At 69.9% G+C, this 23,630-nt stretch carries 17 protein-coding genes and 1 pseudogene; 3 read left to right on the forward strand and 15 right to left on the reverse strand.

Annotation, left to right across the window (positions count from 1 at the left end; all coding sequences use genetic code 11):
* Window positions 1–14: 14 nt before the first annotated feature.
* Both ACFYSH_RS05305 and ACFYSH_RS05310 read right to left on the reverse strand, forming a co-directional pair.
* Window positions 15–1,691 carry an ABC transporter substrate-binding protein gene (locus ACFYSH_RS05305; protein WP_359474990.1) on the reverse strand — a complete coding sequence of 559 codons (1,677 nt, stop codon included), beginning with the start codon at window positions 1,689–1,691 and terminating at the stop codon, window positions 15–17.
* Between the two features lie 127 nt (window positions 1,692–1,818).
* Window positions 1,819–2,793, reverse strand: a complete 975-nt coding sequence (locus ACFYSH_RS05310) for a LacI family DNA-binding transcriptional regulator (protein ID WP_359474993.1) — start codon at window positions 2,791–2,793, stop codon at window positions 1,819–1,821.
* Between the two features lie 278 nt (window positions 2,794–3,071).
* On the opposite strand from ACFYSH_RS05310, the gene ACFYSH_RS05315 reads away from it, so the two are divergent.
* Window positions 3,072–4,937, forward strand: a complete 1,866-nt coding sequence (locus ACFYSH_RS05315; protein ID WP_359474996.1) for a ricin-type beta-trefoil lectin domain protein — start codon at window positions 3,072–3,074, stop codon at window positions 4,935–4,937.
* Between the two features lie 9 nt (window positions 4,938–4,946).
* Here the strand turns inward: ACFYSH_RS05315 and cimA are convergent, their stop codons facing one another.
* The 7 genes and pseudogenes from cimA to ACFYSH_RS05350 form a co-directional block, all read right to left on the reverse strand.
* A complete protein-coding gene (gene cimA / locus ACFYSH_RS05320) occupies window positions 4,947–6,554 on the reverse strand; it encodes a citramalate synthase (protein ID WP_359474999.1) in 1,608 nt (535 codons plus the stop codon).
* Window positions 6,555–6,832: 278 nt separating this feature from the next.
* Window positions 6,833–7,477, reverse strand: coding sequence for a TetR family transcriptional regulator C-terminal domain-containing protein (locus ACFYSH_RS05325; RefSeq protein WP_359475002.1), 645 nt, complete (start codon window positions 7,475–7,477; stop codon window positions 6,833–6,835).
* A 4-nt stretch (window positions 7,478–7,481) separates the two neighbouring features.
* Window positions 7,482–7,661 (reverse strand): annotated as a pseudogene (locus tag ACFYSH_RS05330) (agmatine deiminase family protein); the annotation flags it as partial.
* A 341-nt stretch (window positions 7,662–8,002) separates the two neighbouring features.
* Window positions 8,003–9,106 carry a branched-chain amino acid aminotransferase gene (locus tag ACFYSH_RS05335; protein ID WP_359470083.1) on the reverse strand — a complete coding sequence of 368 codons (1,104 nt, stop codon included), beginning with the start codon at window positions 9,104–9,106 and terminating at the stop codon, window positions 8,003–8,005.
* Between the two features lie 293 nt (window positions 9,107–9,399).
* A complete protein-coding gene (locus ACFYSH_RS05340) occupies window positions 9,400–10,443 on the reverse strand; it encodes a 3-isopropylmalate dehydrogenase (protein ID WP_359470081.1) in 1,044 nt (347 codons plus the stop codon).
* 103 nt (window positions 10,444–10,546) lie between these two features.
* Window positions 10,547–10,675, reverse strand: a complete 129-nt coding sequence (locus tag ACFYSH_RS05345) for a hypothetical protein (protein WP_262346853.1) — start codon at window positions 10,673–10,675, stop codon at window positions 10,547–10,549.
* A 299-nt stretch (window positions 10,676–10,974) separates the two neighbouring features.
* Window positions 10,975–11,574, reverse strand: a complete 600-nt coding sequence (locus ACFYSH_RS05350; RefSeq protein ID WP_359470077.1) for a TetR family transcriptional regulator — start codon at window positions 11,572–11,574, stop codon at window positions 10,975–10,977.
* Between the two features lie 142 nt (window positions 11,575–11,716).
* On the opposite strand from ACFYSH_RS05350, the gene ACFYSH_RS05355 reads away from it, so the two are divergent.
* Window positions 11,717–14,008: a glycoside hydrolase family 3 N-terminal domain-containing protein gene (locus ACFYSH_RS05355; RefSeq protein ID WP_359470074.1), complete on the forward strand. Its 2,292-nt coding sequence runs from the start codon at window positions 11,717–11,719 to the stop codon at window positions 14,006–14,008.
* 101 nt (window positions 14,009–14,109) lie between these two features.
* On the opposite strand, the gene pruA is transcribed toward ACFYSH_RS05355, so the two are convergent.
* Together pruA and ACFYSH_RS05365 are read right to left on the reverse strand one after the other, a co-directional pair.
* A complete protein-coding gene (gene pruA, locus ACFYSH_RS05360) occupies window positions 14,110–15,741 on the reverse strand; it encodes an L-glutamate gamma-semialdehyde dehydrogenase (RefSeq protein WP_359470071.1) in 1,632 nt (543 codons plus the stop codon).
* A 93-nt stretch (window positions 15,742–15,834) separates the two neighbouring features.
* Complete coding sequence (locus tag ACFYSH_RS05365; RefSeq protein ID WP_359470068.1) at window positions 15,835–16,761, reverse strand: proline dehydrogenase family protein; 927 nt, start codon at window positions 16,759–16,761, stop codon at window positions 15,835–15,837.
* A gap of 177 nt (window positions 16,762–16,938) precedes the next feature.
* Here ACFYSH_RS05365 and ACFYSH_RS05370 point away from each other — a divergent pair, with 177 nt between their 5' ends.
* The gene (locus ACFYSH_RS05370; protein WP_359470066.1) at window positions 16,939–18,078 is read left to right on the forward strand and encodes a helix-turn-helix domain-containing protein; all 1,140 of its coding nucleotides are present in this window, start codon (window positions 16,939–16,941) and stop codon (window positions 18,076–18,078) included.
* Window positions 18,079–18,165: 87 nt separating this feature from the next.
* Here the strand turns inward: ACFYSH_RS05370 and serA are convergent, their stop codons facing one another.
* The 4 genes from serA to ACFYSH_RS05390 all read right to left on the reverse strand — a co-directional run bounded on the left by serA (window position 18,166) and on the right by ACFYSH_RS05390 (window position 23,569).
* Window positions 18,166–19,758, reverse strand: coding sequence for a phosphoglycerate dehydrogenase (gene serA / locus ACFYSH_RS05375; RefSeq protein ID WP_359470064.1), 1,593 nt, complete (start codon window positions 19,756–19,758; stop codon window positions 18,166–18,168).
* 298 nt (window positions 19,759–20,056) lie between these two features.
* Complete coding sequence (ilvC, locus tag ACFYSH_RS05380) at window positions 20,057–21,058, reverse strand: ketol-acid reductoisomerase (RefSeq protein ID WP_031091632.1); 1,002 nt, start codon at window positions 21,056–21,058, stop codon at window positions 20,057–20,059.
* Between the two features lie 104 nt (window positions 21,059–21,162).
* Window positions 21,163–21,690 (reverse strand): acetolactate synthase small subunit, encoded by a 528-nt coding sequence (gene ilvN / locus ACFYSH_RS05385; protein WP_103760243.1) that lies wholly within the window; start codon window positions 21,688–21,690, stop codon window positions 21,163–21,165.
* Window positions 21,691–21,712: 22 nt separating this feature from the next.
* Window positions 21,713–23,569, reverse strand: coding sequence for an acetolactate synthase large subunit (locus ACFYSH_RS05390; protein WP_388750985.1), 1,857 nt, complete (start codon window positions 23,567–23,569; stop codon window positions 21,713–21,715).
* Window positions 23,570–23,630: the final 61 nt, after the last annotated feature.

Consider the following 23,630-nt stretch of genomic DNA (forward strand, 5'->3'; position numbering starts at 1 on the left):
GTTCTTCCCCGTGCTTACTTGGCGGGCTTCAGGTTCAGCACGACTTCCAGCGCGTCCGGCTGGGTGTGCTGCGGGGCCGCGTACGGGTCCTTCTCGGTCGGCCAGCCCACCCAGTTCTTCGTGGAGTACTCGGCGCCGATGGGGGCGGCGGCCGTCGGGACGACCGGGGCCTGCTCGACCATGATCTTCTGGAGGGTGTTCATGGCCCTGGTGCGCGTCGGGTCGTCCGTGGCGTTGGCGTACTCCTTGAGCGCGGCGGTGGCCTCGGGGCTCTTGAAGCGGCCGAAGTTGCCGAGCTGGGAGCTCTTGCCGACGGGCTGGAGGATCGCCCCGTCCATGATGTTCTGGTACATGTCGTACGGCGTGGCGCCGCTGTTGGTCCAGTGCAGGGTGGCGTCGAAGTTGCCGGTGGCGACGTCGTTGCCCCAGGCCTCGGCGGTCTGCGTCTTCACCTTGGCCTCGATGCCGAGCTGCTTGATGTTGTCCTTGATGATGGACAGCCCGGTGATGTAGTCGTTCCAGCCGGCCGGGTCGGTGAAGGTGAGCTCGACGGGCTTTCCGCCCGGGTCCTTCAGGACGCCACCGCTGAGCTGGAACCCGGCGTCCTTGAGGAGCGCCTTGGCGCCGTCCACGTCGGGCGCCGTGGTGGCGCTCTTGTACTCCGGGGCGAGGAACGGCTCTCCGGCGGGAAGCGGGATGCCGGTCGGGTTGCTGATCTCCGGGTAGAGGGTGGCCTGGGCCTGTACGTGGATCGCCTTGCGGTCGATGACCATGGCCATCGCCTTGCGCAGGGCCGGGTTGTCGAACGGCTTGCGGGCGGTGTTGAACCACAGACCGTGGATACCGAGCCCGGAGGGGAACCACAGCTTGTGGTTCTTCGGGTCCTTGGCGACGTACAGCTGCTTGTAGTTCGGCATGAAGACGAACGACCACTCGAGCTTGCCGTTCGCCAGGGCCGTCGTCGCCGCGCTGTTGTCGTTGTACGCGGAGTAGCGCAGCTCCTTGACCTTGGTCTCGCCCTTCCAGTAGGTGGGCGTGGCGGTCAGCGTGGTGGTCTGCGGGGTGAACGTCTTCAGTGCGTACGGGCCGGAGCCGACCGGGGTGCGGTTGGGCCAGGTCTCCGGGTTCTCGACCTTCTCCCAGATGTGCTTGGGAACGACATAGGTCGTGATGATCTTGTTCTGGTTGACGAACTGGGAGTCCTTGAACGTCAGGACGACCTTCTCCCCCTCGACGGTGATGCCGTCGTACGGGATGCCGTTGCCGTTGAGCGCGGGGTGTTTCTTGAGCAGTTCGAAGGTGTAGGCGACGTCCGCGGCGGTGAGCGGCTTGCCGTCGGACCACTTGGCCCGCTTGTCCAGGGTGAAGGTGACCTTGGTGAAGTTGGACTCCCAGTCCCAGGCGGTCGCCAGCCAGGGGTCCGCCTTGTCGGTGGGGCGGATCTGGTTCGTCATGGCCAGCGGTTCGTAGATCATGAACCGGTAGCCCAGGGTGGCGCTCGCCGAGGTGGCGAGGAACGGGTTGCTGTTGTTCGTCTGCGGCCCGTCCGGCTTACCGATGGTCAGGACGCCGGATGCGCCGGCGCCCCCTTTGCCGGCGCCCGAGTTGGCGGAAGAGCAGCCGGCGGCGAGCGCGACCACGGCGGTGGCGGCTGAGAGCGCTCTCAGGGTGTGGCGACGGCGTACGGACATGGCGACTCCAGGAGGACTGCGGGTCTGGGAGATCCGGGTGTGGGAGATCCGGGTGCGGGCGGCGCGCTCGACGCGCCGGGTGCGGGAGATCCGGAGATGCGGACGGATGACCGGCGGACCGGGTCCGTTACGGCGCCGAGTGGCGCACGACCAGTTCGGTGGGCAGCACGACCGGGCCTTCCGGTACGGCGGTGCCGCCGAGGTGGGAGAGCAGCAGACGGGCGGCCGCCTCGCCCATCCGCCGGGCGGGCTGGCGCACGGTGGTCAGCGGCGGTTCGGTGTGTTCGGCCATCGGGATGTCGTCGAAGCCGATCACCGCGATGTCATCGGGTACGCGGCGGCCGGCCACCCTCAGGGCCCGCAGGACCCCGGCCGCGCTGATGTCGTTGAGGGCGAAGACCGAGTCGAACTCCGTTCCCGCCGCGATGAGTTCTTCGATGGCGAGACGGCCTCCGCGCTCGGTGAAGTCCCCGTCCACGACCAGCTCGGTGGGCAGGACCGAACGGAGACCCGCAAGCCGGTCACGCACGCAGCCGAAGTGCTTCGGGCCGGTGACGACCAGGGGCCTGGTGCGCCCCGCGGCCCGCAGATGGCGGCCCGCGGACGCGCCCCCTTCGTGATTGGTGGTCACGACGGAGGGGAATTCCGGGTGGTGGCCCCTGTCGTCGATCAGGACGATGGGAAGGCCGGAGCGGTGGAGCACGGTGAGCTGGTCGAGCGTGTTCTCCGGCTCGACGACGACGAGTCCGTCGAAGGCACGTGCCGACACCTGGGTGGTGAAGCGCTCGACGGATTCGGCGCCCCTGTTGCAGGTGAAGAGCAGCAGCCCGTAACCGGCCGCCTCGACGGTGTCGACCACCCCTTGGAGCACCTCACCCATCCACGGCCAGGTGAGCGAGGGGACCAGCATGCCGACGGTGCGGCTGCTGCCACGGGCCAGTCCGACGGCGCCGGAGCTGGGTACGTAGCCGAGGTCCGCGATCACTTCACGAACGCGGGCGGCCGTCGAACCGTCCACTTCGCCCTTGAGGTTGATGACCCGCGACACGGTCGTCTTGCTGACGCCGGCCTCGCGGGCGACATCGGCGATGGTGACACGCAACGGGGCCTCCAGGGACAAGGCGGGGAGGGGTGGGGCGGGACTCCGGTACCGGTTCCGGAACCGGTACCGGCGTTGCCGCTGGAGTTAACCGCCCTGGATCAGGGGCGTCAATACTTCACGCCGAGATTGGTCCGTACCCATGCGCGAAGCAGGTCCGGGAGTCCTTTCGTTCACCTCTTGAACACGCCAACCTCTTGACGCGAACACGTAATAACCCGTTCACTCACGCTCGTTCGACGGCATTTCCCCCACGCCCCTGCCGAGAAAGGCAGCAGCCCATGATTCGGACAAGCAGAGCGGCGAGAGTCCTCGTCGCGACGGCGCTCGCCACCGCCGGACTGGCCGGGCTCTCCTCCGGTACCGCGCAGGCCGCCGGTGAGACCGTGAACATCGTGCTGACCACCACGGACGACTCCGGCGGCCGCCATGTCACCCGTGGCCTCGAGGCACAGACACCGATCGCCTTCGGCCCCGGCAACGGCGGCTCCGGAACGAACATCACCGTCGACGAGAACACCCGCTACCAGACCTTCACCGGCGGCGGCGCCTCGTTCACGGACACCGCCGCCTGGCTGATGAAGGGCAGCGGGGCGCTGAGCCGGGCGACCCGCGACGCGACGATGAAGAAGCTCTTCTCCCCCACGGAGGGCATCGGGCTGTCGTTCGTCCGCAATCCCATGGGCGGGTCCGACCTGGCCCGTTTCGGCTACACGTACGACGACATGCCGGCCGGACAGACGGACCCGGGCCTCGCCGCGTTCTCGATCGCACACGATCTGCAGGACGTGCTGCCGCTGACGGCGCAGGCCAAGCAGCTCAACCCCGCGCTGACGACGGTCGCCTCCCCTTGGACGGCCCCGGCCTGGATGAAGGACGGTGGTCAGCTCAACGGCGGCTGGCTGAAGGCCGAGCACTACGGGACGTACGCCGACTACTTCGTCAAGTACCTCCAGGCCTGGAAGGCCCAGGGTGTCCCGGTCGACTACGTCACCGCGCAGAACGAGCCCACCTGTTGTTCCGGCTACCCCTCCATGAGCTGGAACGGCTCGGGCCTCGCCTACTTCACCAAGAACGAGCTGCTGCCCGGGCTCCGGTCGGCCGGCCTGTCCACCAAGGTCCTGGCGCACGACTGGAACTGGGACACCTACGACGCGTACGCCGCCGAGACGGTCGACGACGCGGCGGTGCGCAGCCATCCGAACTTCGGCGGGGTCGCCTGGCACGGCTACGGCGGTGACGTGGCCGAACAGACGGCGGTGCACGACCGGTACCCGGAGCTGGACGCCTTCCAGACCGAGCACTCCGGCGGGACGTGGATCGCCGACCAGCAGCGCGAGGACATGCTCAACATCATCGACTACACCCGCAACTGGGCGAAGTCGGTGACCAAGTGGTCGCTGGCCGTCGACCAGAACCGCGGCCCGCACAACGGCGGCTGCGGCACCTGCGACGGGCTGGTCACCGTGCACAACGGGGACAGCCGGCACGGCCAGGTCGACTACACCGTCGAGTACTACACGATGGGCCACCTGACGAAGTACGTCCGGCCCGGCGCCGCCCGGATCGCCTCCACCGCCAGCTCCGTCGTCCCCAACGTGGCCTGGCGCAACCCGGACGGCTCCAAGGCACTGATCGCCTACAACGGTTCGTCCTCCGCCCAGCAGGTCACCGTCGACTGGGGCGGGCAGAAGTTCACCTACTCCCTGCCCGGCCGCACCTCGGCGACCTTCACGTGGTCGGGCAGCCAGTCCGGGTCGTCGGGCAGCACCGGCGCCCTCACCGGGAGCGGCAAGTGCCTGGACGCCACGGGTGGCACCGGCGCCGACGGCACGCCCGTCCAGATCTGGGACTGCACCGGCGCGGCCAACCAGCGCTGGACGGTCGGCGCGGACGGCTCCGTCAAGGTGCTGGGCGCCTGCCTGGACGTCACATCGGGCTCGACGGCCGACGGAGCAAAGGTCCAGCTGTACACCTGCAACGGCTCCGGCGCGCAACGCTGGACGTACGACTCCTCGACCGGGGACGTGGTCAACACGGCGGCCGACAAGTGCCTGGACGTGGCCGACCGGTCCACGGCGAACGGTGCCCGCGTGCAGATCTGGACCTGCACCGGAGCCGCCAACCAGAAGTGGCGGCTCCGGTAGCGGCGCCCGTCAGTCGGTGGGCTCCACGCCCGCGCGCAGCAGGCCGTAGGTGTACGCGTCCTCCAGTGCCTGCCAGGACGCGGCGATGACGTTCTCCGCCACACCGACCGTCGCCCAGTCACCGGATCCGTCACCCGTGGTGATCAGCACCCGGGTGGTGGATTCGGTGCCGGTGCGGCCTTCCAGGATGCGGACCTTGTAGTCGACCAGCTCCAGCTTGGCCAGCTGCGGATAGATCCGCTCCAGGCCGACGCGCAGCGCCCGGTCCAGGGCGTTCACCGGGCCGTTGCCCTCGGCGGTGGCGACGATCCGCTCCCCCTTGGCCCAGAGCTTCACGGTCGCCTCGTTGGCGTGGGTGCCGTCGGGGCGGTTCTCGGCGATGGCCCGCCAGGATTCGACGCGGAAGTAGCGGCGGGGCCGGCCCTCGACCTCGGCGCGCAGCAGCAGCTCGAAGGAGGCGTCGGCCGCCTCGTAGGTGTAGCCCTTGAGTTCGCGCTCCTTGACGCGTTCGACGACCCGCTGGACGAGCGCGCGGTCGCCTCCCAGGTCGATGCCGAGCTCCTTGCCCTTGAGCTCGATGGAGGCGCGGCCCGCCATGTCGGAGACGAGCATCCGCATGGTGTTGCCGACGCGCTCGGGGTCGATGTGCTGGTAGAGGTCCGGGTCGACCTTGATCGCGGAGGCGTGCAGTCCGGCCTTGTGCGCGAAGGCGGAGACGCCGACGTACGGCTGGTGCGTGGACGGCGTGAGGTTGACGACCTCGGCGATGGCGTGGGAGATGCGGGTCATGTCGGCGAGCGCGCCCTCGTGCAGGACGGTCTTGCCGTACTTGAGTTCCAGCGCGGCGACGACCGGGAAGAGGTTGGCGTTGCCGACCCGCTCGCCGTAGCCGTTGGCGGTGCACTGCACGTGGGTGGCGCCCGCGTCCACGGCGGCCAGGGTGTTGGCCACGGCGCAGCCCGTGTCGTCCTGGGCGTGGATGCCGAGCCGGGCGCCGGTGTCGGCGAGGACGGTGGAGACGACGGCCTGGACCTGGGCGGGGAGCATGCCGCCGTTGGTGTCGCAGAGGATGACCACATCGGCGCCGGCCTCGTGTGCGGTGCGCACGACCGACTTGGCGTACTCCGGATCGGCACGGTAGCCGTCGAAGAAGTGCTCGCAGTCGACGAAGACCCGGCGGCCCTGCTCCCGGAGGTGGGTGACGGTGTCGCGGACCATCTCCAGGTTCTCGTCCAGGGTGGTGCGCAGGGCGAGTTCCACATGGCGGTCGTGGGACTTGGCCACCAGGGTGATCACCGGGGCACCGGAGTCCAGGAGCGCCTGTACCTGGGGGTCGTCGGCGGCCTTGCCTCCTGCCCTGCGGGTGGCGCCGAAGGCGACGAGCTGGGCGTGCTCGAAGTCGATCTCCTGCTGGGCACGGGCGAAGAACTCGGTGTCGCGGGGGTTGGCGCCGGGCCAGCCGCCCTCGATGAAGCCCACGCCGAAGTCGTCCAGATGCCGGGCAATGGTCAGCTTGTCCGCGACGGTCAGGTTGATGCCTTCACGCTGCGCACCGTCGCGCAGGGTGGTGTCGAAGACATGGAAGGTGTCGTCGGGGGCCGTGGCCTTGGTGGTCATGCTGATCTGACTCCTGTCGGGTGAGCGGATCCGGACGAATCGGCTCCACTTGCCCCCATCCTCTCGCGTGCCTCGCTCCGGCCGTGGTGGGGGCCGGAAAACGAAAAAACCCCTCGCGGGTGCGAGAGGTCTGCGCGCGGGTCTGGGGCACGATGTCCGTTCCGTACGTGGTGGTACGGGACGGTCACTGCGGACCGGCGCGCCTGCTGCCGATAATCATGGCGAACGAGGACACGGCAGCAGTGTGGCACAGCGGTACCCCCGGGCCCCGGCCCGTCTCAGGATGCGGGCGTGACGCCCGTCGCACGGGCGTCCGCTCCGGGCGGGGCGAGTACGTCGTCGGTGTATCCGCGCATCTGGTCCAGGACCTGCTTCCGGCCGGTGCCGGGGATGCCGACGGTGACATGGACGCTGAACCCGTCCATCAGGGCCCGCAGACGGGTCGCGGCCCGGTCCGTGTCGACGGCACGGAACTCGCCGTGTGCGACGCCGTCGGCCAGCAGTTCCACGAGGTCGCGGTGCCAGGCCTCCTCGATGGCGGCCTGCCGGGCGCGGGCGTCGTCGCCGGCGTCCTGCGAGCGGTTCCAGACCTCGAGCCAGAGCGTCCAGTGCGGGTCGCGGTGGCCGTCGGGGACGTACAGCGCGACGTAGGCGTCGAGCCGCTCACGTGCGGTGCCGGGCCCGGTGAGCAGGGCCCGGCGTTCGGCACCGAGCCGTGCCTCGCTCCACTCCAGGGTCTGCAGCAGCAGCTCGTCCTTGTTGCGGAAGTAGTAGAGCAGGTGCCCGCTGCTCATCCCCACCTCACGCCCGAGCCCCGCCATGGTCAGCCCGTCGAGCCCGCGTTCGGCGACGGTGGCCATGACGGCGGCGAGCACGTCCTCCCTGGGCGGGGCGATGTTGCGACGGCGCGGGGTACGGGGCACGGGTTCAGATCCTGGGCTGTTGCTGCGTGACGCAGTGGATGCCTCCACCACCGGCAAAGATGGTACGGGCGTCGACGGGTGTCACCGTACGGTCCGGGAACAGGTCGCCGAAGACCGCGGCCGCCGCCTCGTCCCTCGGGTCGTCGAACGCGCAGAGGATCACACCGTCGTTGCAGAGGTAGTGGGCGGTCGCCTCCGGGACGTTGAGCCGCAGGCCACGGGCGCGCCGGGCTCTGGCCGGCTCGGCCGCACCGAAGATCAGCAGCACTCCCATCACGCTTTGAGCGACGCTCAAAACCGGGGGGACGACAAAGGCCGCGCCCCGGCGGGGGCGCGGCCTCGGTGACGTACGGCCGATGGCTAGTGCCGCATCAGCCAAGGTTCGCCCCGTCGCGACGCCCGGCACGCACTCTCGCCGCACCGGCCGAAAGCCCGAGTACATCCAGTACAAGGGCTTCCGGCCGGCACACCGATAGCACGCACCTGACGCCGCTCCTTGACGGGCAAACCCTGACTGACGCGGCACTAGCCGAGCGTGTGCATCCAGCCGTGGGTGTCCTCGGCGATGCCGCGCTGGATGTCCAGCAGGCGCTCGCGCAGCTTGACGGTGACCTCGCCGGGGGTGCCGTCGCCCTGGGTCCACTCGCCGTCCGCGGACTTCACGGTGCCGACGGGCGTGATGACGGCGGCGGTGCCGCAGGCGAAGACCTCGGTGAGGGTGCCGTTCTCGGTGTCGGCGCGCCACTGGTCGATGGAGACGCGGCCTTCCTCGGAGGCGTAACCGAGGTCACGGGCGACGGTGAGCAGGGAGTCGCGGGTGACTCCGGCGAGCAGCGAGCCGGTGAGGGAGGGGGTGACGATCCGCTTGCCGCCGTCCTCCTGCTCGTACACGAAGTAGAGGTTCATGCCGCCGAGCTCCTCGACCCACTTGTGCTCGACCGCGTCGAGGTAGGCGACCTGGTCGCAGCCCTGCGCCGCCGCCTCGGCCTGGGCGAGGAGGGAGGCGGCGTAGTTGCCGCCGGTCTTGGCGTCACCCACGCCGCCGGGAACGGCGCGCACCCGGTCCTGGGAGAGCCAGATCGAGACCGGCTTCACGCCACCGGGGAAGTAGGCGCCGGCGGGAGAGGCGATCACGAGGAAGAGGTACTCGTTGGCCGGCCGGACACCGAGACCGACCTCGGCCGCGATCATGAACGGGCGCAGGTAGAGGGACTCCTCGCCGCCGTGCGGCGGGACCCAGGCCTGGTCCTGCTGGACCAGGACGTCGCATGCCTCGATGAACGTCTCGACGGGCAGCTCCGGCATCGCGAGCCGGGCGGCGGACCGCTGGAAGCGTGCGGCGTTGGCCTCCGGGCGGAAGGTGGCGACCGTGCCGTCGGGCTGCCGGTAGGCCTTGAGCCCCTCGAAGATCTCCTGCGCGTAGTGCAGCGTCATGTTGGCCGGGTCGAGCGACAGCGGACCGTACGGCACGAGCTGCGCGTCGTGCCAGCCGCGACCCTCGGTCCAGCTGATCGTCACCATGTGGTCGGTGAAGTGCCGGCCGAAGCCGGGGTTGGCCATGGCCGCCTCGCGCTCCGCGTCGGACAGCGGGTGCGAGGAGGGCTTGAGCTCGATCGTGGGCGTCGTCATGAGTGCGTGTCCTTCACCGGTCTTGTGTGTGATGGACCGCGCTCACGCCCCCTCCCCGTCCGGCAGCGCCGGTCAGGTCGTAGGACGTCCGAGCTCTACGGCGAGCCGCGGTCCCGTTCGATTATCTCCCGGGGGCGGCTCTGCACGAAATGACTCGATTGCGGTGACGTTTCACGATGTCGCTCGCACGACGCGAAAACGCGGTCCAGGGGTCGATGGTGGCACCCGGAGACCGCGAGGTGAAGCCGCCGGGTGCGGTTGCGACCCGGCGGCTTCGAAGTGGAGTCGTCGGGTCAGCTCGCTACTCGTACCGCGAGCGCGTCGCCGATCTCGTCGGTGGTACGTGCGGCGACCCCCTCGCGCTCCGCGAGATCGGCGGAGACGGCCTCCTCGACGCGCACGGCCTCGGCCTCGTAGCCGAGGTGGCGCAGCAGGAGGGCGACGGAGAGGATCGTGGCGGTCGGGTCGGCCTTGCCCTGGCCCGCGATGTCCGGCGCGGTGCCGTGGACCGGCTCGAACATGGACGGGAAGGCGCCCGTCGGGTTGATGTTGCCGGAGGCGGCCAGGCCGATGCCGCCGGTCACGGCTGCGGCGAGGTCGGTGAGGATGTCACCGAAGAGGTTGTCGGTGACGATGACGTCGAAGCGCTCCGGCTGGGTGACGAAGAAGATCGTCGCGGCGTCGACGTGCAGGTAGTCGGTGGTGACCTCGGGGTACTCGGCCGCGACCTTGTCGAAGGTGTTCTTCCACAGGTGGCCTGCGTACACGAGGACGTTGTTCTTGTGGACCAGCGTCAGCTTCTTGCGGGGACGGGCGGCGGCACGCGCGAACGCGTCACGCACGACCCGCTCGACACCGTAGGCGGTGTTGACGCTGACCTCGGTGGCCACCTCGTGCTCCGTACCCGTGCGCAGGGAGCCGCCGTTGCCCGTGTACGGGCCCTCGGTCCCCTCACGAACGACGACGAAGTCGATCTCGGGCCGGCCGGCCAGCGGCGTGGCGGTGTTCGGGAAGAGCTTCGACGGCCGCAGGTTGATGAAGTGGTCGAAGGCGAAACGCAGCTTCAGCAGCAGTCCGCGCTCCAGCACGCCCGACGGTACGGACGGGTCGCCGATGGCGCCGAGCAGGATGGCGTCATGGCCCTTGAGGGCTTCGAGCTCCGCGTCGGGAAGGGTCTCACCGGTGCGGTGCCATCGCTGGGCGCCGAGGTCGTACTCCTTGGTCTCCAGCTTCACATCCTGCGGGAGAACAGCGTTGAGAACCTTGAGGCCCTGGGTGACGACCTCCTGGCCGATACCGTCGCCGGGGATCACTGCGAGATCGATGCTGCGAGACATACAGGCACTCTAGCTTCCGTCCCACCCCATGACATTCGACGTCCATGATGCGGACGCCGCGCATCCCTCGCGACGCACGGGCCCCGTGGGCGGGACTGCGGCCTCAGTGGCCCGTCGACCCACCGTTGTCCCGGCGGTCGAGGGCGCGCTGCAGGGCTGCGGCGGCGTTCTTGCGCTCCGACTCGGCGGAGCGGGAGCTGTGGCGGACGCGGCGGACAGTGGTCTCAGCCATGAGGGATCGGCTCCTTGGGATCGCGTGGTTTCAGGACCCGGGACTTCGCGCGACGGATGTCGGGATCGCGGATTCCGGGATCGGGATGATGTCGGGACCGGGATTTCGAGACGCCCGAGGGGGCGGGGAGCGAATGCCGCAGGGATTGCCTGCTCGGCACGCTCACACACACCGGTCGCTGGATCAGCGATTCGTTCGGCTCCTACAAAGCTAGGACAGCTGGAGCCATCTGTCTCTACAGATACTCGGACTTCCTACTATCTGAGACGGTCGCTCGAGCGGACCGTGCTACGCGAGCCTCAGAGAGCCACGGTGAGCTGCGCCTCGATGTGCGCGCGCAGGACGCCCGCCATGTCCGTGGCGCAGTCGCTGAGCAGCCACTGCACCTGGAGTCCGTCCATCAGGGCGATCAGTTGCCGGCCCGCGGCCCCGGGGCCGATACCGGCCCGCAGCGCCCCCGCCCGCCGCGCCTGCTCGTAGGCGAGCTGGGCATCCGCGACCGAGTTCTCGTAGCGGCGCACGAAATATCCGTGGGCCGGGTGATCGGCGGCCGTCGCCTCGGTGGAGACCACCGAGAACAGCTCGACGATCCCGCGCCGGGTGGCGTTCAGCTCGGCCAGCTCGGCGAACCGCCGCAGCCTCCCGACCCCCGTGGTGCCGCCGAGGGAGAGCCACTCGCCGTCCACGTCGTCACGGTGCTCCAGGACCGCGAGCAGCAGCGCCTCCTTGGTCGGGAAGTGATGCAGCAGGCCGGTGTGCGAGATGCCGCACCGGGTCGCGATCACCCGCAGTGACGCGCCACGGTAACCGGCCTCACCGAACAGGGACATGGCCTGGCCCAGGATCTCCTGCCGCTTCGCGCGGCCCTTCGCGTAGCCCCGCCGCTCTTCGGCCGTCACTCGCCACTCCCCCGGTCCGCCGGCACAGGACAGGCCGGCACTGCGGTGCATCGAACACTCATTCAACCTCCCGAAGATACTTACCAGGTGGTCGGTATTGACTCTATGGTGAAGGCGGAACCGTGTCGCGAAAGGACCCCCCGTGTCCCCCTCCCTGCCCTACCTCGACCCCGCGCTCCCCGTCGCCGAACGGGTCGACGACCTCCTCGGCCGTATGAACCTGGCCGAGAAGACCGGCCAGATGCTCCAGCTGAACGCCAAGGACGGGGTGCGTCACCTCATCGAGGACCTGCACGCGGGTTCGATCCTCCACGCCTCACCCGAGCGCGTCCTGGAAGCTGCGGCCCTGACCGGGAAGACACGCCTGCGCATCCCGCTGCTGGTCGCGGAGGACTGCATCCACGGCCACTCCTTCTGGGAGGGAGCCACGATCTACCCCACGCAGCTCGGTCTGGCCGCGACCTGGGACCCGGGGCTGGTGGAGCGCGTCGCCAGGGCCACCGCCGTCGAGGTCGCCGCGACCGGCGTGCACTGGACGTTCTCGCCGGTGCTCTGCATCGCCCGGGACCTGCGCTGGGGCCGGGTCAGCGAGACCTTCGGCGAGGACCCCTTCCTGATCGGCGAGCTGGCCTCGGCGACGGTGCGTGGCTACCAGGGCGAGGGCCTGGACGACCCGACGGCGGTCCTGGCGTGCGCCAAGCACTTCGCGGGCTACTCGGAGACGCAGGGCGGCCGGGACGCGAGCGAGGCCGACATCTCCCGCCGCAAACTGCGTTCCTGGTTCCTTCCCCCGTTCGAGCGGGTCGCCCGTGAGGGCTGCCGCACGTTCATGCTCGGCTACCAGTCCATGGACGGGGTGCCGATCACGGTCAACGACTGGCTGCTCAACGACGTACTGCGCGGCGAATGGGGCTACACCGGCACGCTGGTCACCGACTGGGACAACGTCGGCCGCATGGTGTGGGAGCAGAAGATCTACGCCGACCACACCCAGGCGGCAGCGGCGGCGGTCCGGGCGGGCAACGACATGGTGATGACCACGCCGCAGTTCTTCGAGGGCGCGCAGAGCGCGGTCGCCGAGGGCACCCTGGACGAGGCGGAGATCGACGCGGCCGTACGGCGCGTCCTGACCCTGAAGTTCGAGCTGGGCCTCTTCGAGGACCCCCGGCACCCCGACACAGCCCGGCAGGCCGCGGTCATCGGCAGCGCCGGGCACACCGAGCTGAATCTGGAGGCCGCTCGCCGCTCCCTGGTCCTGCTCACCAACGACGGCACCCTGCCGCTGGCCGGCGGGCTGGTGCCGGGCCAGGCCGGACGCGCCGTCGCCGGGGCGGGACAGGCCTCGCGTACCGTCGCGGTGATCGGGCCCAACGCCGATGACCCGCAGACCCAGTTGGGCGACTGGGCGGGCTCCTCGGGTCAGGTCGACTGGCTGCCGGACGGCCACCCGCGCCCCATGATCCGCACGGTGCTGGACGGCTTCCGTGAGCACGTCCCGGACGGCTGGGACGTCACCTACGCGCGGGGCGCCGACATCCTCTCCGTGGGTCCCGACCCGGAGGGGGCGTTCTTCCCGGACGGGCAGCCCCGTCCGGAGGTCGTCGTCCCGGCGGAGCCCTCCGAGTCCCTGATCGCCGAGGCCGTCGCCGCGGCCGAGGCCGCCGATCACGTCGTCGCCGTGGTGGGCGACCGTATCGAGCTGGTCGGCGAGGGACGGTCGACCGCGACGCTGGAGCTCGTCGGCGGCCAGGTCGCGCTGCTCGACGCGCTCGCCGCGACCGGCAAGCCGCTCGTCGTCGTGGTCATCAGCTCGAAGCCGCTGGTCCTCCCGCCGTCCGCCCTCGGCGCGGCCGCGGTCCTGCACGCCTTCAACCCGGGCATGCAGGGTGGCCGGGCGGTGGCCGAGGTCCTGCTGGGCCTGGTCGAGCCGTCGGGCCGGCTGCCCGTCTCCTTCGCCCGGCACGCGGGCCAGCAGCCGACGTACTACAACCAGATCCGCGGTCAGCACGGCTCCCGGTACGCCGACCTCACCCAGCGTCCGGCCTTCGTGTTCGGCGAGGGCCTGAGCTACACGACCGTCGCGTACTGCGGTCTGGAGGTGCTCACGGCGAATGTCGGGGAGAGCGACACGCTGCGGGCGCGGGTCACCGTCCGCAACACCGGTGCGCGGCCGGCCCTGGAGACCGTGCAGGCGTACATCAGCGACACCGTGACGTCCGTGACCTGGGCCGAGAAGGAGCTCAAGGCCTACCGGCAGGTGACGCTGGCCCCGGGCGAGGAGCGCGAGGTGCTGCTGGAGCTGCCGGTCTCGGAGTGCACCCTCGTGGACGCCGCCGGCCGGCGCGTCGTCGAGCCCGGCGCCTTCGAGCTGCTCGTCGGGCCGTCCTCGTCCGACGACACCCTCCTGCGGGCCGGCTTCACCGTGAAGGGCTGAGGTCTGCCGCCGGACATGGAAACCGCCTCCCGGCAGGCGGGGGGAGCCGGCCGGGAGGCGGAGTTCGGGGCGGGGCGCCCGGCACGGGCGCCCCGGGGGCGTCAGCCCTGGTGGGGGTAGGTGTAGTCGGTCGGCGGGACCAGCGTCTCCTTGATGGCGCGGGTCAACGTCCAGCGCTGCAGGTTCTGCGGGGCGCCCGCCTTGTCGTTGGTGCCGGAGCCACGGCCGCCGCCGAAGGGCTGCTGGCCGACGACCGCACCGGTCGACTTGTCGTTGATGTAGAAGTTGCCCGCCGCGTAGCGGAGCTTGTCCATCGTGTACGCGGCCGCCGCACGGTCGTTGGAGATGACCGCGCCGGTCAGCGCGTAGTCGGACACCGACTCCATCTGCTCCAGCATGGCGTCGTACTTCTCGTCCTCGTAGACGTGCACGGCGAGGATCGGGCCGAAGTACTCCGTGGTGAAGACCTCGTTGGCCGGGTCGTCGCAGACGATGACGGTCGGGCGGACGAAGTAGCCGACCGAGTCGTCGTACGTGCCACCGGCGACGATCGTGCACGTCGGGTCGGCCGCGGCACGGTCGATCGCGGCCTTGTTCTTCGCGAAGGAACGCGCGTCGATGACGGCGCCCATGAAGTGCGACAGGTCGGTGACGTCACCCATGGTGATGCCGTCGACCTCGGCCGCGAACTCCTCCTTGAAACCGGAGTTCCAGATGGAGGCGGGGACGTACGCCCGGGAGGACGCCGAGCACTTCTGGCCCTGGTACTCGAAGGAGCCACGGGTCAGCGCGGTCTTCAGGACGGCGCGGTCGGCGCTCGGGTGCGCGACGACGAAGTCCTTGCCACCGGTCTCGCCGACGAGCCGCGGGTAGGTGCGGTAGTTGGCGATGTTGTTGCCGACCGTCTTCCACAGGTGCTGGAAGGTGGGGGTCGAGCCGGTGAAGTGGACGCCGGCCAGGTCGCGGTGGTTCAGCGCGACCTCGGAGACGGCGATGCCGTCGCCGGTGACCAGGTTGATGACGCCCTTGGGCAGCCCGGCCTCCTCCAGGAGCTGCATCAGCAGCACGGCGGCGTGGGTCTGCGTCGGGGACGGCTTCCACACCACGACGTTGCCCATGAGGGCGGGCGCGGTGGGCAGGTTGGCGGCGATGGCCGAGAAGTTGAACGGCGTGATCGCGTAGACGAAGCCCTCGAGCGGGCGGTGGTCCATGCGGTTCCACACGCCGGGAGAGTTCGCCGGCGGCTGCTCGGCGAGGATCTGGCGCGCGTAGTGGACGTTGAAGCGCCAGAAGTCGACGAGCTCACAGGGGCAGTCGATCTCGGCCTGCTGCGCGGTCTTGCCCTGGCCGAGCATCGTGGAGGCGGCCAGCGTCTCGCGCCACGGGCCGGACAGCAGCTCGGCGGCGCGCAGGATGATGGCCGCACGGTCGTCGAAGGACATGGCACGCCAGGCCGGAGCGGCGGCGAGGGCCGCGTCGACGGCGTCCTGGGCGTCCTGCTCGGTGGCACCGGCGAAGGTGCCGATGACGGCCTTGTGGTTGTGCGGCTGTACGACGTCGACACGCTCGCCGCCGCCCATGCGCTTCTCGCCGCCGATGGTCATCGGCAGGTCGATGGGGTTCTCGGCGAGCTCCTTGAGCTTCGCCTCCAGGCGGGCTCGCTCGGCGGTGCCGGGGGCGTAGGAGTGGACCGGCTCGTTGACCGGCGCGGGGACCTGGGTGACAGCGTCCATGAGTGCCTTGTCTCCTTGGTTGAGGTGGGTGGTCGGCCGGGCAGGTCAGCCCTGGTTCAGCCTGGGTGCGGTCCTGTGGTTCGAGCCCTCGGATCAGCCCTTGGTGAGCACGGAGCGGCCGAAGAACAGCAGGTTGGCCGGCTTCTCCGCGAGGCGGCGCATGAAGTATCCGTACCAGTCGGTGCCGTACGCCGTGTAGACGCGCATCCGGTGGCCCTCGGCCGCGAGCCGGATGTGCTCCTCGCTGCGGATGCCGTACAGCATCTGGAACTCGTACTCATCCAGTTTGCGCCCGGCCTGGCGTGCGAGCTCCTGGCCGATGGCGATGAGACGGGGATCGTGGGAACCGATCATCGGGTAGCCCTCGCCCCGCATCAGCGTCTTCAGGACGCGGACGTACGCCTTGTCGATCTCCGGCTTGCTCTGGTACGCGACGGAGGCGGGCTCCTTGTAGGCGCCCTTCACCAGGCGGACCCGGCTGCCCGCGGCGGCGAGGCGGCGGGCGTCGGCCTCCGTGCGGAACAGGTAGGACTGGATCACACAGCCGGTCTGCGGGAAGTCCTTCCGCAGCTCCTCGTGGATGGCGAACATCGAGTCGAGGGTGGTGTGGTCCTCGGCGTCCAGCGTGACCGTGGTGCCGATGGCGGCGGCCGCCTCGACGACGGGGCGGACGTTGGCGAGGGCGAGATCGTGGCCCCCCTCCAGCGCCTGGCCGAACATCGACAGCTTGACGGACATCTCGGCACGCTCGCCGAGGCCGAGCTCCTCGAGGCGGCCGATCAGCTCCAGGTAGGCGTCACGGGCGGCGGCGGCCTGCTCAGGGGTGGTGATGTCCTCACCCACGACGTCGAGGGTGACCTCGAGGCCCTTGGCGGCGGCGTCCACGACGACCGGGACGACCTGGTCGACGCCCTCGCCGGCGATGAAGCGGTCGACGACCTGCTTGGTGCCCGGCGCGGCCGAGATGAAACGACGCATCTTGTCGCTGCGGGACGCGGCGAGAATCACGGGACCCAGCACGGGGCACCTCCACGGAGTACGGACGAGGCCGGACCGGTACGCGTGTGAACGGACCGGGACGACACGGAGAACCACTGTGAAATCTAGGGACCCCCGCTTCCGCATGCCATCGACAGCTGTCACGCATCCGTGTACCGGATCTCAGACATATGTCTGAGAGAGTGCGAGAATAACGGGGTGAAGGGCGATTACCAGGAGCTGGTCGACGAGATCTCCGCGCTGCTCAGCGCCCCGGCGACCCTGGAGAACCGCGATTTCGGCCTGGTCGCCTTCGGGGCCCATGACAGCGACGACGACACGGCCATGGACCCCGTCCGGACGCGATCGATCCTGACCCGCCGCTCCACCCCCGCGGTCCGCGCCTGGTTCGAGGGGTTCGGCATCACCCGGGCGACCGGCCCCGTCCGTATCCCGGCCGCACCGGAGGCCGGGGTGTTCCGGGACCGCATCTGCCTCCCGGTACGCCACCGGGGTGTCGTCCTGGGCTACGTCTGGCTGCTGGACGCGGATCCGGGGCCGACCGACGGGCAGCTGACGGCGGCGATGGACGTCGCGGCCCGGATCGGCGCCCTGCTCGCCGACGAGGAGCGGGCCGGCACCGACCTGTCACGGGAGTTCGGCGCGGTGCTCGTCGCCGGGCGCGGCTGGCAGCGCGACATGGCGGTGGCCGCGCTGCACAAGGCCCTGGGGGCCGACGCGGAGGGGCTGCACACCGTGGTCTGCGTGACCCCGTGGCCCGGCGAGACCCCGTCAGCGCGTACGGTGCCGTCGGCGGCGGCCCTCACCGCGGTGCCCGGCGCCGGTACCCAGGCCCTGGCCGCCCTGGTCCGGCTGCGCTCCCCCGATGCGCTCGAACCGGCGACGACGGCCGCGGAGCGGCTGCGGCTCACCGCCGGTCCCGCCGCGACCGGCGGTCTCGCCGCGGCGCGCCGGGGTCTGGCGGAACTGGCCGACTCCTGGCGCGAGGCTTCGTCCGCCGCCCGCGCGGCCTCGGCGGAAGCGCGCTTCGGTCCCGTCGCCGCATGGTCGGCCATCGGCCCGTACCGGCTGCTGGCCGCTCTGCCCCGCACCCCGGACACCGTGCCGGACTCGGCCGTCCGCCCTCTGCTCACCCCGGCCCACGCGGAACTGGCCCGCACCGCCGAGGTGTTCCTCGACCGTGCGGGCCAGGCCGGCCGGACCGCCACCGAGCTGGGCATTCACCGCCAGACCCTCTACTACCGGCTCGGCCGGGTCCAGCAGCTCACCGGTCTCGACCTGAACGACGGCGAGGACCGGCTGCTGCTGCACATGGCGCTGAAGGCGGCCCGGCTGTGAGTCCCCGGCCGGCGGGACCGCGCACGGCCGCGCCCGGCGGACAGAGCGATGTCTGTCCGCCGGGCGCGGCCGTCGTACAGGGGCCGGTCAGTCGGTGAGGTTCACCGAACGGGCCGATGTGGCACCGATCTCCTCGGCGATCTCGTTGAGGACCGACTGCGGGATGGTGTCGTCGACGGTGAGGACGACCAGTGCCTCACCGCCCGCGTCCTGCCGCGAGACCTGCATGCCGGCGATGTTCAGTCCGGCCTCGCCGAGGATCTTGCCGACGGCGCCGACGACACCGGGGCGGTCCTCGTAGCGCAGGACGACCATGTGGTCGGCGAGCGCGAGGTCGACGTCGTGCGCGCCGATCGCCACGATCTTCTGGAGGTGCTTCGGACCGGCCAGCGTGCCGGAGACCGCGACCTCCTCGCCGCTCGACAGCGTGCCGCGGACGGTCACCACGTTGCGGTGGTCCGGCGACTCGGAGCTGGTGGTGAGGCGGACCTCGACACCGCGCTCCTGCGCGAAGAGCGGGGCGTTGACGTAGCTGACGGTCTCGTCGACGACGTCCTCGAACACGCCCTTGAGCGCGGAGAGTTCGAGCACCTTCACGTCGTGCTGCGTGATCTCGCCGTAGACCTCGACGTCGAGACGGGCCGCGACCTCGCCCGCGAGCGCGGTGAAGATCCGGCCGAGCTTCTCGGCGAGCGGCAGGCCGGGGCGCACGTCCTCGGCGATGACGCCGCCCTGGACGTTGACCGCGTCGGGCACGAGCTCACCGGCGAGGGCCAGCCGGACGGACCTGGCGACCGCGATGCCCGCCTTCTCCTGCGCCTCGTCGGTGGAGGCACCGAGGTGCGGGGTGCAGACGACCTGGTCGAACTGGAACAGCGGGGAGTCCGTGCAGGGCTCCTTGGTGTAGACGTCCAGACCGGCGCCGGCGACCCGGCCCTCCTTGAGGGCCGAGGCGAGCGCCTCCTCGTCGACGATGCCGCCGCGCGCGGCGTTGACGATGCGCACCGAGGGCTTCACCTTGTGCAGAGCGTCGTCGCCGATCAGGCCGAGCGTCTCGGGGGTCTTGGGGAGGTGCACCGTGATGAAGTCGGAGACCTCGAGCAGCTCGTCCAGCGTGAGGAGCTTGACGCCCATCTGCGCGGCGCGCGCGGGCTGCACGTAGGGGTCGTACGCGACGATCTTCATGCCGAAGGCCGACATGCGCTGCGCGACCAGCACGCCGATGCGGCCGAGGCCGACGACACCGAGGGTCTTCTCGCTGAGCTCCACACCCGTGTACTTGGAGCGCTTCCACTCACCGTTCTTCAGGGCGGTGTTGGCCTGCGGGATGTTGCGCGCGGTGGCGACGAGCAGGCCACAGGCCAGCTCGGCGGCGGTGACGATGTTGGACGTCGGCGCGTTGACGACCATCACACCGGCCTTGGTGGCCGAGGAGACGTCGACGTTGTCCAGACCGACACCCGCGCGGGCGACGACCTTGAGCTTCTTCGCGGCGGCGATGGCCTCGGCGTCGACCTTGGTGGCGGAGCGCACCAGGATCGCGTCGACGTCGGCGATCGCGGGGAGGAGTTCGGCGCGGTCCGCGCCGTTGCAGTGCCGGATCTCGAAATCCGGACCCAGAGCGTCAACCGTGGCGGGCGACAGCTCTTCGGCGATGAGTACGACAGGTTTCGAGCTCACGTGTGTCCTCACAAGTCCAGTGCGGACGGCCGTCCCGACGGCCGCAGGCGGTGGAGGGGCTAGCCGCGTGGAAGACGCACGACACTGTGGGCCCTGACGCGTGTATGTGTTGAGAAGTGTAGTCATGCAGCCGGGCGCGGACTGCGCCCCGGTGGAAGGATCACCCGCACGGGGTGGACGGTGTGTACAGACGTACGGTCCGCCTTCCTGCCACCTGCCTTTCCCCGCAGTGACACGGGGTGGGAGGCCGGCCGTGCGCCGGGGGCGGGCCCGTGACGGACCTGCCCCCGGCGAGAACTCAGGCGTCCTCGTTGTCGACCCAGCTCATGAGCTTGCGGAGCTCCTTGCCGGTGGTCTCCAGCAGGGACTCGCTGTCGGCCTTCTTGTACTCGTTGTACTTGGGCAGACCGTTGTGGTACTCGGCCATCCACGCCTTGGCGAAGGTGCCGTCCTGGATCTCGGCGAGGACCTTCTTCATCTCGGCCTTGGTGGCGTCGGTGATGATGCGCGGGCCGGTGACGTAGTCGCCCCACTCGGCGGTCTCCGAGATGGACCAGCGCATCTTCTCCAGGCCGCCCTCGTACATGAGGTCCACGATGAGCTTCAGCTCGTGGAGGCACTCGAAGTACGCGATCTCCGGCTGGTAACCGGCCTCGGTCAGCGTCTCGAAACCGGCCTTGACCAGGGCGGCGGTGCCACCGCAGAGGACGGCCTGCTCACCGAACAGGTCGGTCTCGGTCTCCTCGGTGAAGGTCGTCTTGATGACGCCGGCGCGGGTGCCGCCGATGCCCTTCGCGTAGGAGAGGGCGAGCTCCAGGCCCTTGCCCGAGGCGTCCTGCTCGACGGCCACGATGCACGGGACGCCGCGGCCCTCCTCGTACTGGCGGCGGACGAGGTGGCCCGGGCCCTTCGGGGCGACCATGCAGACGTCGACGTTGGCCGGCGGCTTGATGAAGTCGAAACGGATGTTCAGGCCGTGGCCGAAGAACAGCGCGTCGCCGTCCTTGAGGTTGTCCTTGACGGACTCCTCGTAGACCTGGGCCTGGATCGGGTCCGGAACGAGGATCATGATGACGTCGGCCTCGGCCGCGGCCTCGGATGGGGTCACCACGCGCAGGCCCTGCTCCTCGGCCTTGGCCTTGGACTTCGAACCCTCGTGCAGACCGACACGGACGTCGACACCCGAGTCACGCAGCGACAGCGCGTGGGCGTGCCCCTGGCTGCCGTAACCAAGCACAGCGACCTTACGGCCCTGGATGATGGACAGGTCGGCATCGTCGTCGTAGAACAGCTCGGCCACTGGGTCTTCTCCTTGGTGTGCAGGTGTTGCGTCCCACCGTACGGCGGGGTGCGTGGGGTACGTTGCCGGGTCTCGCCATACGAGCGGCGAGATTGCCCGTCGGGTTACGCCGTACGGTCGAGTGCGCGCAGAGAACGGTCGGTGATCGAGCGCGCGCCGCGTCCTATGGCGATGGTGCCGGACTGGACGAGCTCCTTGATGCCGAACTGCTCCAGCATCTTGAGCATGGCCTCCAGCTTGTCGGCGCCCCCTGTCGCCTCGATCGTGACCGCCTCCGGGGAGACGTCCACGGTCTTGGCGCGGAACAGCTGGACGATCTCGACGATCTGGGAGCGGGTCTCGTTGTCGGCGCGGACCTTCACCAGGACGAGCTCCCGCTGGATCGCTGCGGTGGGCTCGAGTTCGACGATCTTCAGGACGTTGACCAGCTTGTTGAGCTGCTTGGTCACCTGCTCCAGGGGCAGGCCCTCGACGTTCACGACAATGGTGATGCGTGAGATGTCGGGATGTTCGGTGGTACCGACCGCGAGCGAGTCGATGTTGAAGCCGCGCCGGGAGAACAGGGCCGTGATACGGGCGAGGACGCCCGGCTTGTTCTCGACCAGGACGGAGAGCGTGTGCTTACTGGACATGGAGTCGGTCTCTCTCTGTCTCTCAGTCGTCTTCGTTGTCGCCGAAGTCGGGGCGGACGCCGCGCGCTGCCATGACCTCGTCGTTGGAGGTGCCGGCGGCGACCATCGGCCACACCATGGCGTCCTCGTGGACGATGAAGTCGATGACGACCGGACGGTCGTTGATCGCGTTGGCCTCGGCGATGACCTTGTCCAGGTCGGCCGGGTCCTCGCAGCGGATGGCGTAACAGCCCATGGCCTCGGACAGCTTGACGAAGTCCGGCACGCGGGTGCCCTTGGCGGGGACGCCGTCCGTGTCCGCGCCGGAGTGCAGCACGGTGTTGGAGTACCGCTGGTTGTAGAACAGGGTCTGCCACTGGCGGACCATCCCGAGCGCGCCGTTGTTGATGATGGCGACCTTGATCGGGATGTTGTTGAGCGCGCAGGTGGTGAGTTCCTGGTTGGTCATCTGGAAGCAGCCGTCGCCGTCGATCGCCCAGACCGCACGCTCGGGCATGCCGGCCTTGGCGCCCATGGCGGCCGGGACGGCGTAGCCCATGGTCCCGGCGCCGCCGGAGTTGAGCCAGGTGGCGGGCTGCTCGTACTCGATGAAGTGCGAGGCCCACATCTGGTGCTGGCCGACGCCGGCCGCGAAGATCGTTCCCTCGGGGGCGAGTTGACCGATGCGCTGGATGACCTGCTGCGGGGAGAGGCTGCCGTCCTCCGGCAGGTCGTAGCCGACGGGGTAGGTCTCGCGCCAGCGGTTGAGGTCCTTCCACCAGGCGGCGTAGTCACCGGTGTTGCCGTCGGTGTGCTCGGCCTGGACCGCCTGGACGAGGTCGGCGATGACCTCGCGGGCGTCACCGACGATCGGGACGTCGGCGGCACGGTTCTTGCCGATCTCCGCCGGGTCGATGTCCGCGTGGACGATCTTGGCGTACGGGGCGAAGCTGTCCAGCTTGCCGGTGACGCGGTCGTCGAACCTGGCCCCGAGCGCGACGATCAGGTCGGCCTTCTGCAGCGCGGTGACGGCGGTGACCGAACCGTGCATGCCGGGCATTCCCACGTGCAGCGGGTGACTGTCGGGGAAGGAGCCGAGCGCCATCAGGGTGGTGGTGACGGGCGCTCCGGTGAGCTCTGCCAGGACCTTCAGCTCGGCGGTGGCGCCGGCCTTCATCACTCCGCCGCCGACGTACAGCACGGGGCGCTTGGCCTGCGTGATGAGCTTGGCGGCCTCGCGGATCTGCTTGGCGTGCGGCTTGGTGACCGGGCGGTAGCCGGGCAGGTCCATGGCCGGGGGCCAGCTGAAGGTGGTCTTCGACTGCAGCGCGTCCTTGGCGATGTCGACGAGGACCGGTCCGGGGCGGCCGGTGGAGGCGATGTGGAAGGCCTCGGCGACCGTGTGCGCGATGTCCTCGGCGCGGGTGACCAGGAAGTTGTGCTTGGTGATCGGCATGGTGATGCCGCAGATGTCGGCTTCCTGGAAGGCGTCCGTGCCGATGGCGGCGGAGGCCACCTGGCCGGTGATCGCGACCAGGGGCACGGAGTCCATGGCCGCGTCGGCGATCGGGGTGACCAGGTTCGTGGCGCCGGGACCCGAGGTGACCATGCAGACACCGACCTTGCCGGTGGCCTGTGCGTAACCGGTGGCCGCGTGACCGGCCCCCTGCTCGTGACGGACCAGGATGTGGCGCACCCGCGTGGAGTCCATCAGCGGGTCGTAGGCCGGGAGGATGCAGCCGCCGGGGAGGCCGAATACGGTGTCGGCGCCGACTTCCTCGAGAGAACGGATGAGGGACTGCGCGCCCGTGAGGTGCTCAACGGAGGCGGAGGACGGTCCGCCGTTACGGGCCCGCGGCTGCGGGTGCTGGGCCCCGGTGGCCTGCTCGGTCATCGGCATTCTCTTCTCGAAGCTGAGGGTTTATGCGGTGTTTTTGTGGGGTTCCGGGAGGTCCCGGTGC

This window comes from Streptomyces sp. NPDC005791 (genome assembly GCF_042871485.1).
Classification (GTDB): Bacteria; Actinomycetota; Actinomycetes; order Streptomycetales; family Streptomycetaceae; genus Streptomyces.

Coding starts and splice junctions, on each gene's coding strand:
- ACFYSH_RS05315 (WP_359474996.1), top strand. CDS start 3,072: ATGATTCGGACAAGCAGAGCGGCGAGAGTCCTCGTCGCGACGGCGCTC.
- ACFYSH_RS05335 (WP_359470083.1), bottom strand. CDS start 9,106: ATGACGACGCCCACGATCGAGCTCAAGCCCTCCTCGCACCCGCTGTCC.
- ACFYSH_RS05340 (WP_359470081.1), bottom strand. CDS start 10,443: ATGTCTCGCAGCATCGATCTCGCAGTGATCCCCGGCGACGGTATCGGC.
- ACFYSH_RS05390 (WP_388750985.1), bottom strand. CDS start 23,569: ATGCCGATGACCGAGCAGGCCACCGGGGCCCAGCACCCGCAGCCGCGG.
- ilvN (WP_103760243.1), bottom strand. CDS start 21,690: ATGTCCAGTAAGCACACGCTCTCCGTCCTGGTCGAGAACAAGCCGGGC.
- pruA (WP_359470071.1), bottom strand. CDS start 15,741: ATGGACGCTGTCACCCAGGTCCCCGCGCCGGTCAACGAGCCGGTCCAC.
- ACFYSH_RS05345 (WP_262346853.1), bottom strand. CDS start 10,675: ATGGCTGAGACCACTGTCCGCCGCGTCCGCCACAGCTCCCGCTCCGCC.
- ACFYSH_RS05305 (WP_359474990.1), bottom strand. CDS start 1,691: ATGTCCGTACGCCGTCGCCACACCCTGAGAGCGCTCTCAGCCGCCACC.
- cimA (WP_359474999.1), bottom strand. CDS start 6,554: ATGACCACCAAGGCCACGGCCCCCGACGACACCTTCCATGTCTTCGAC.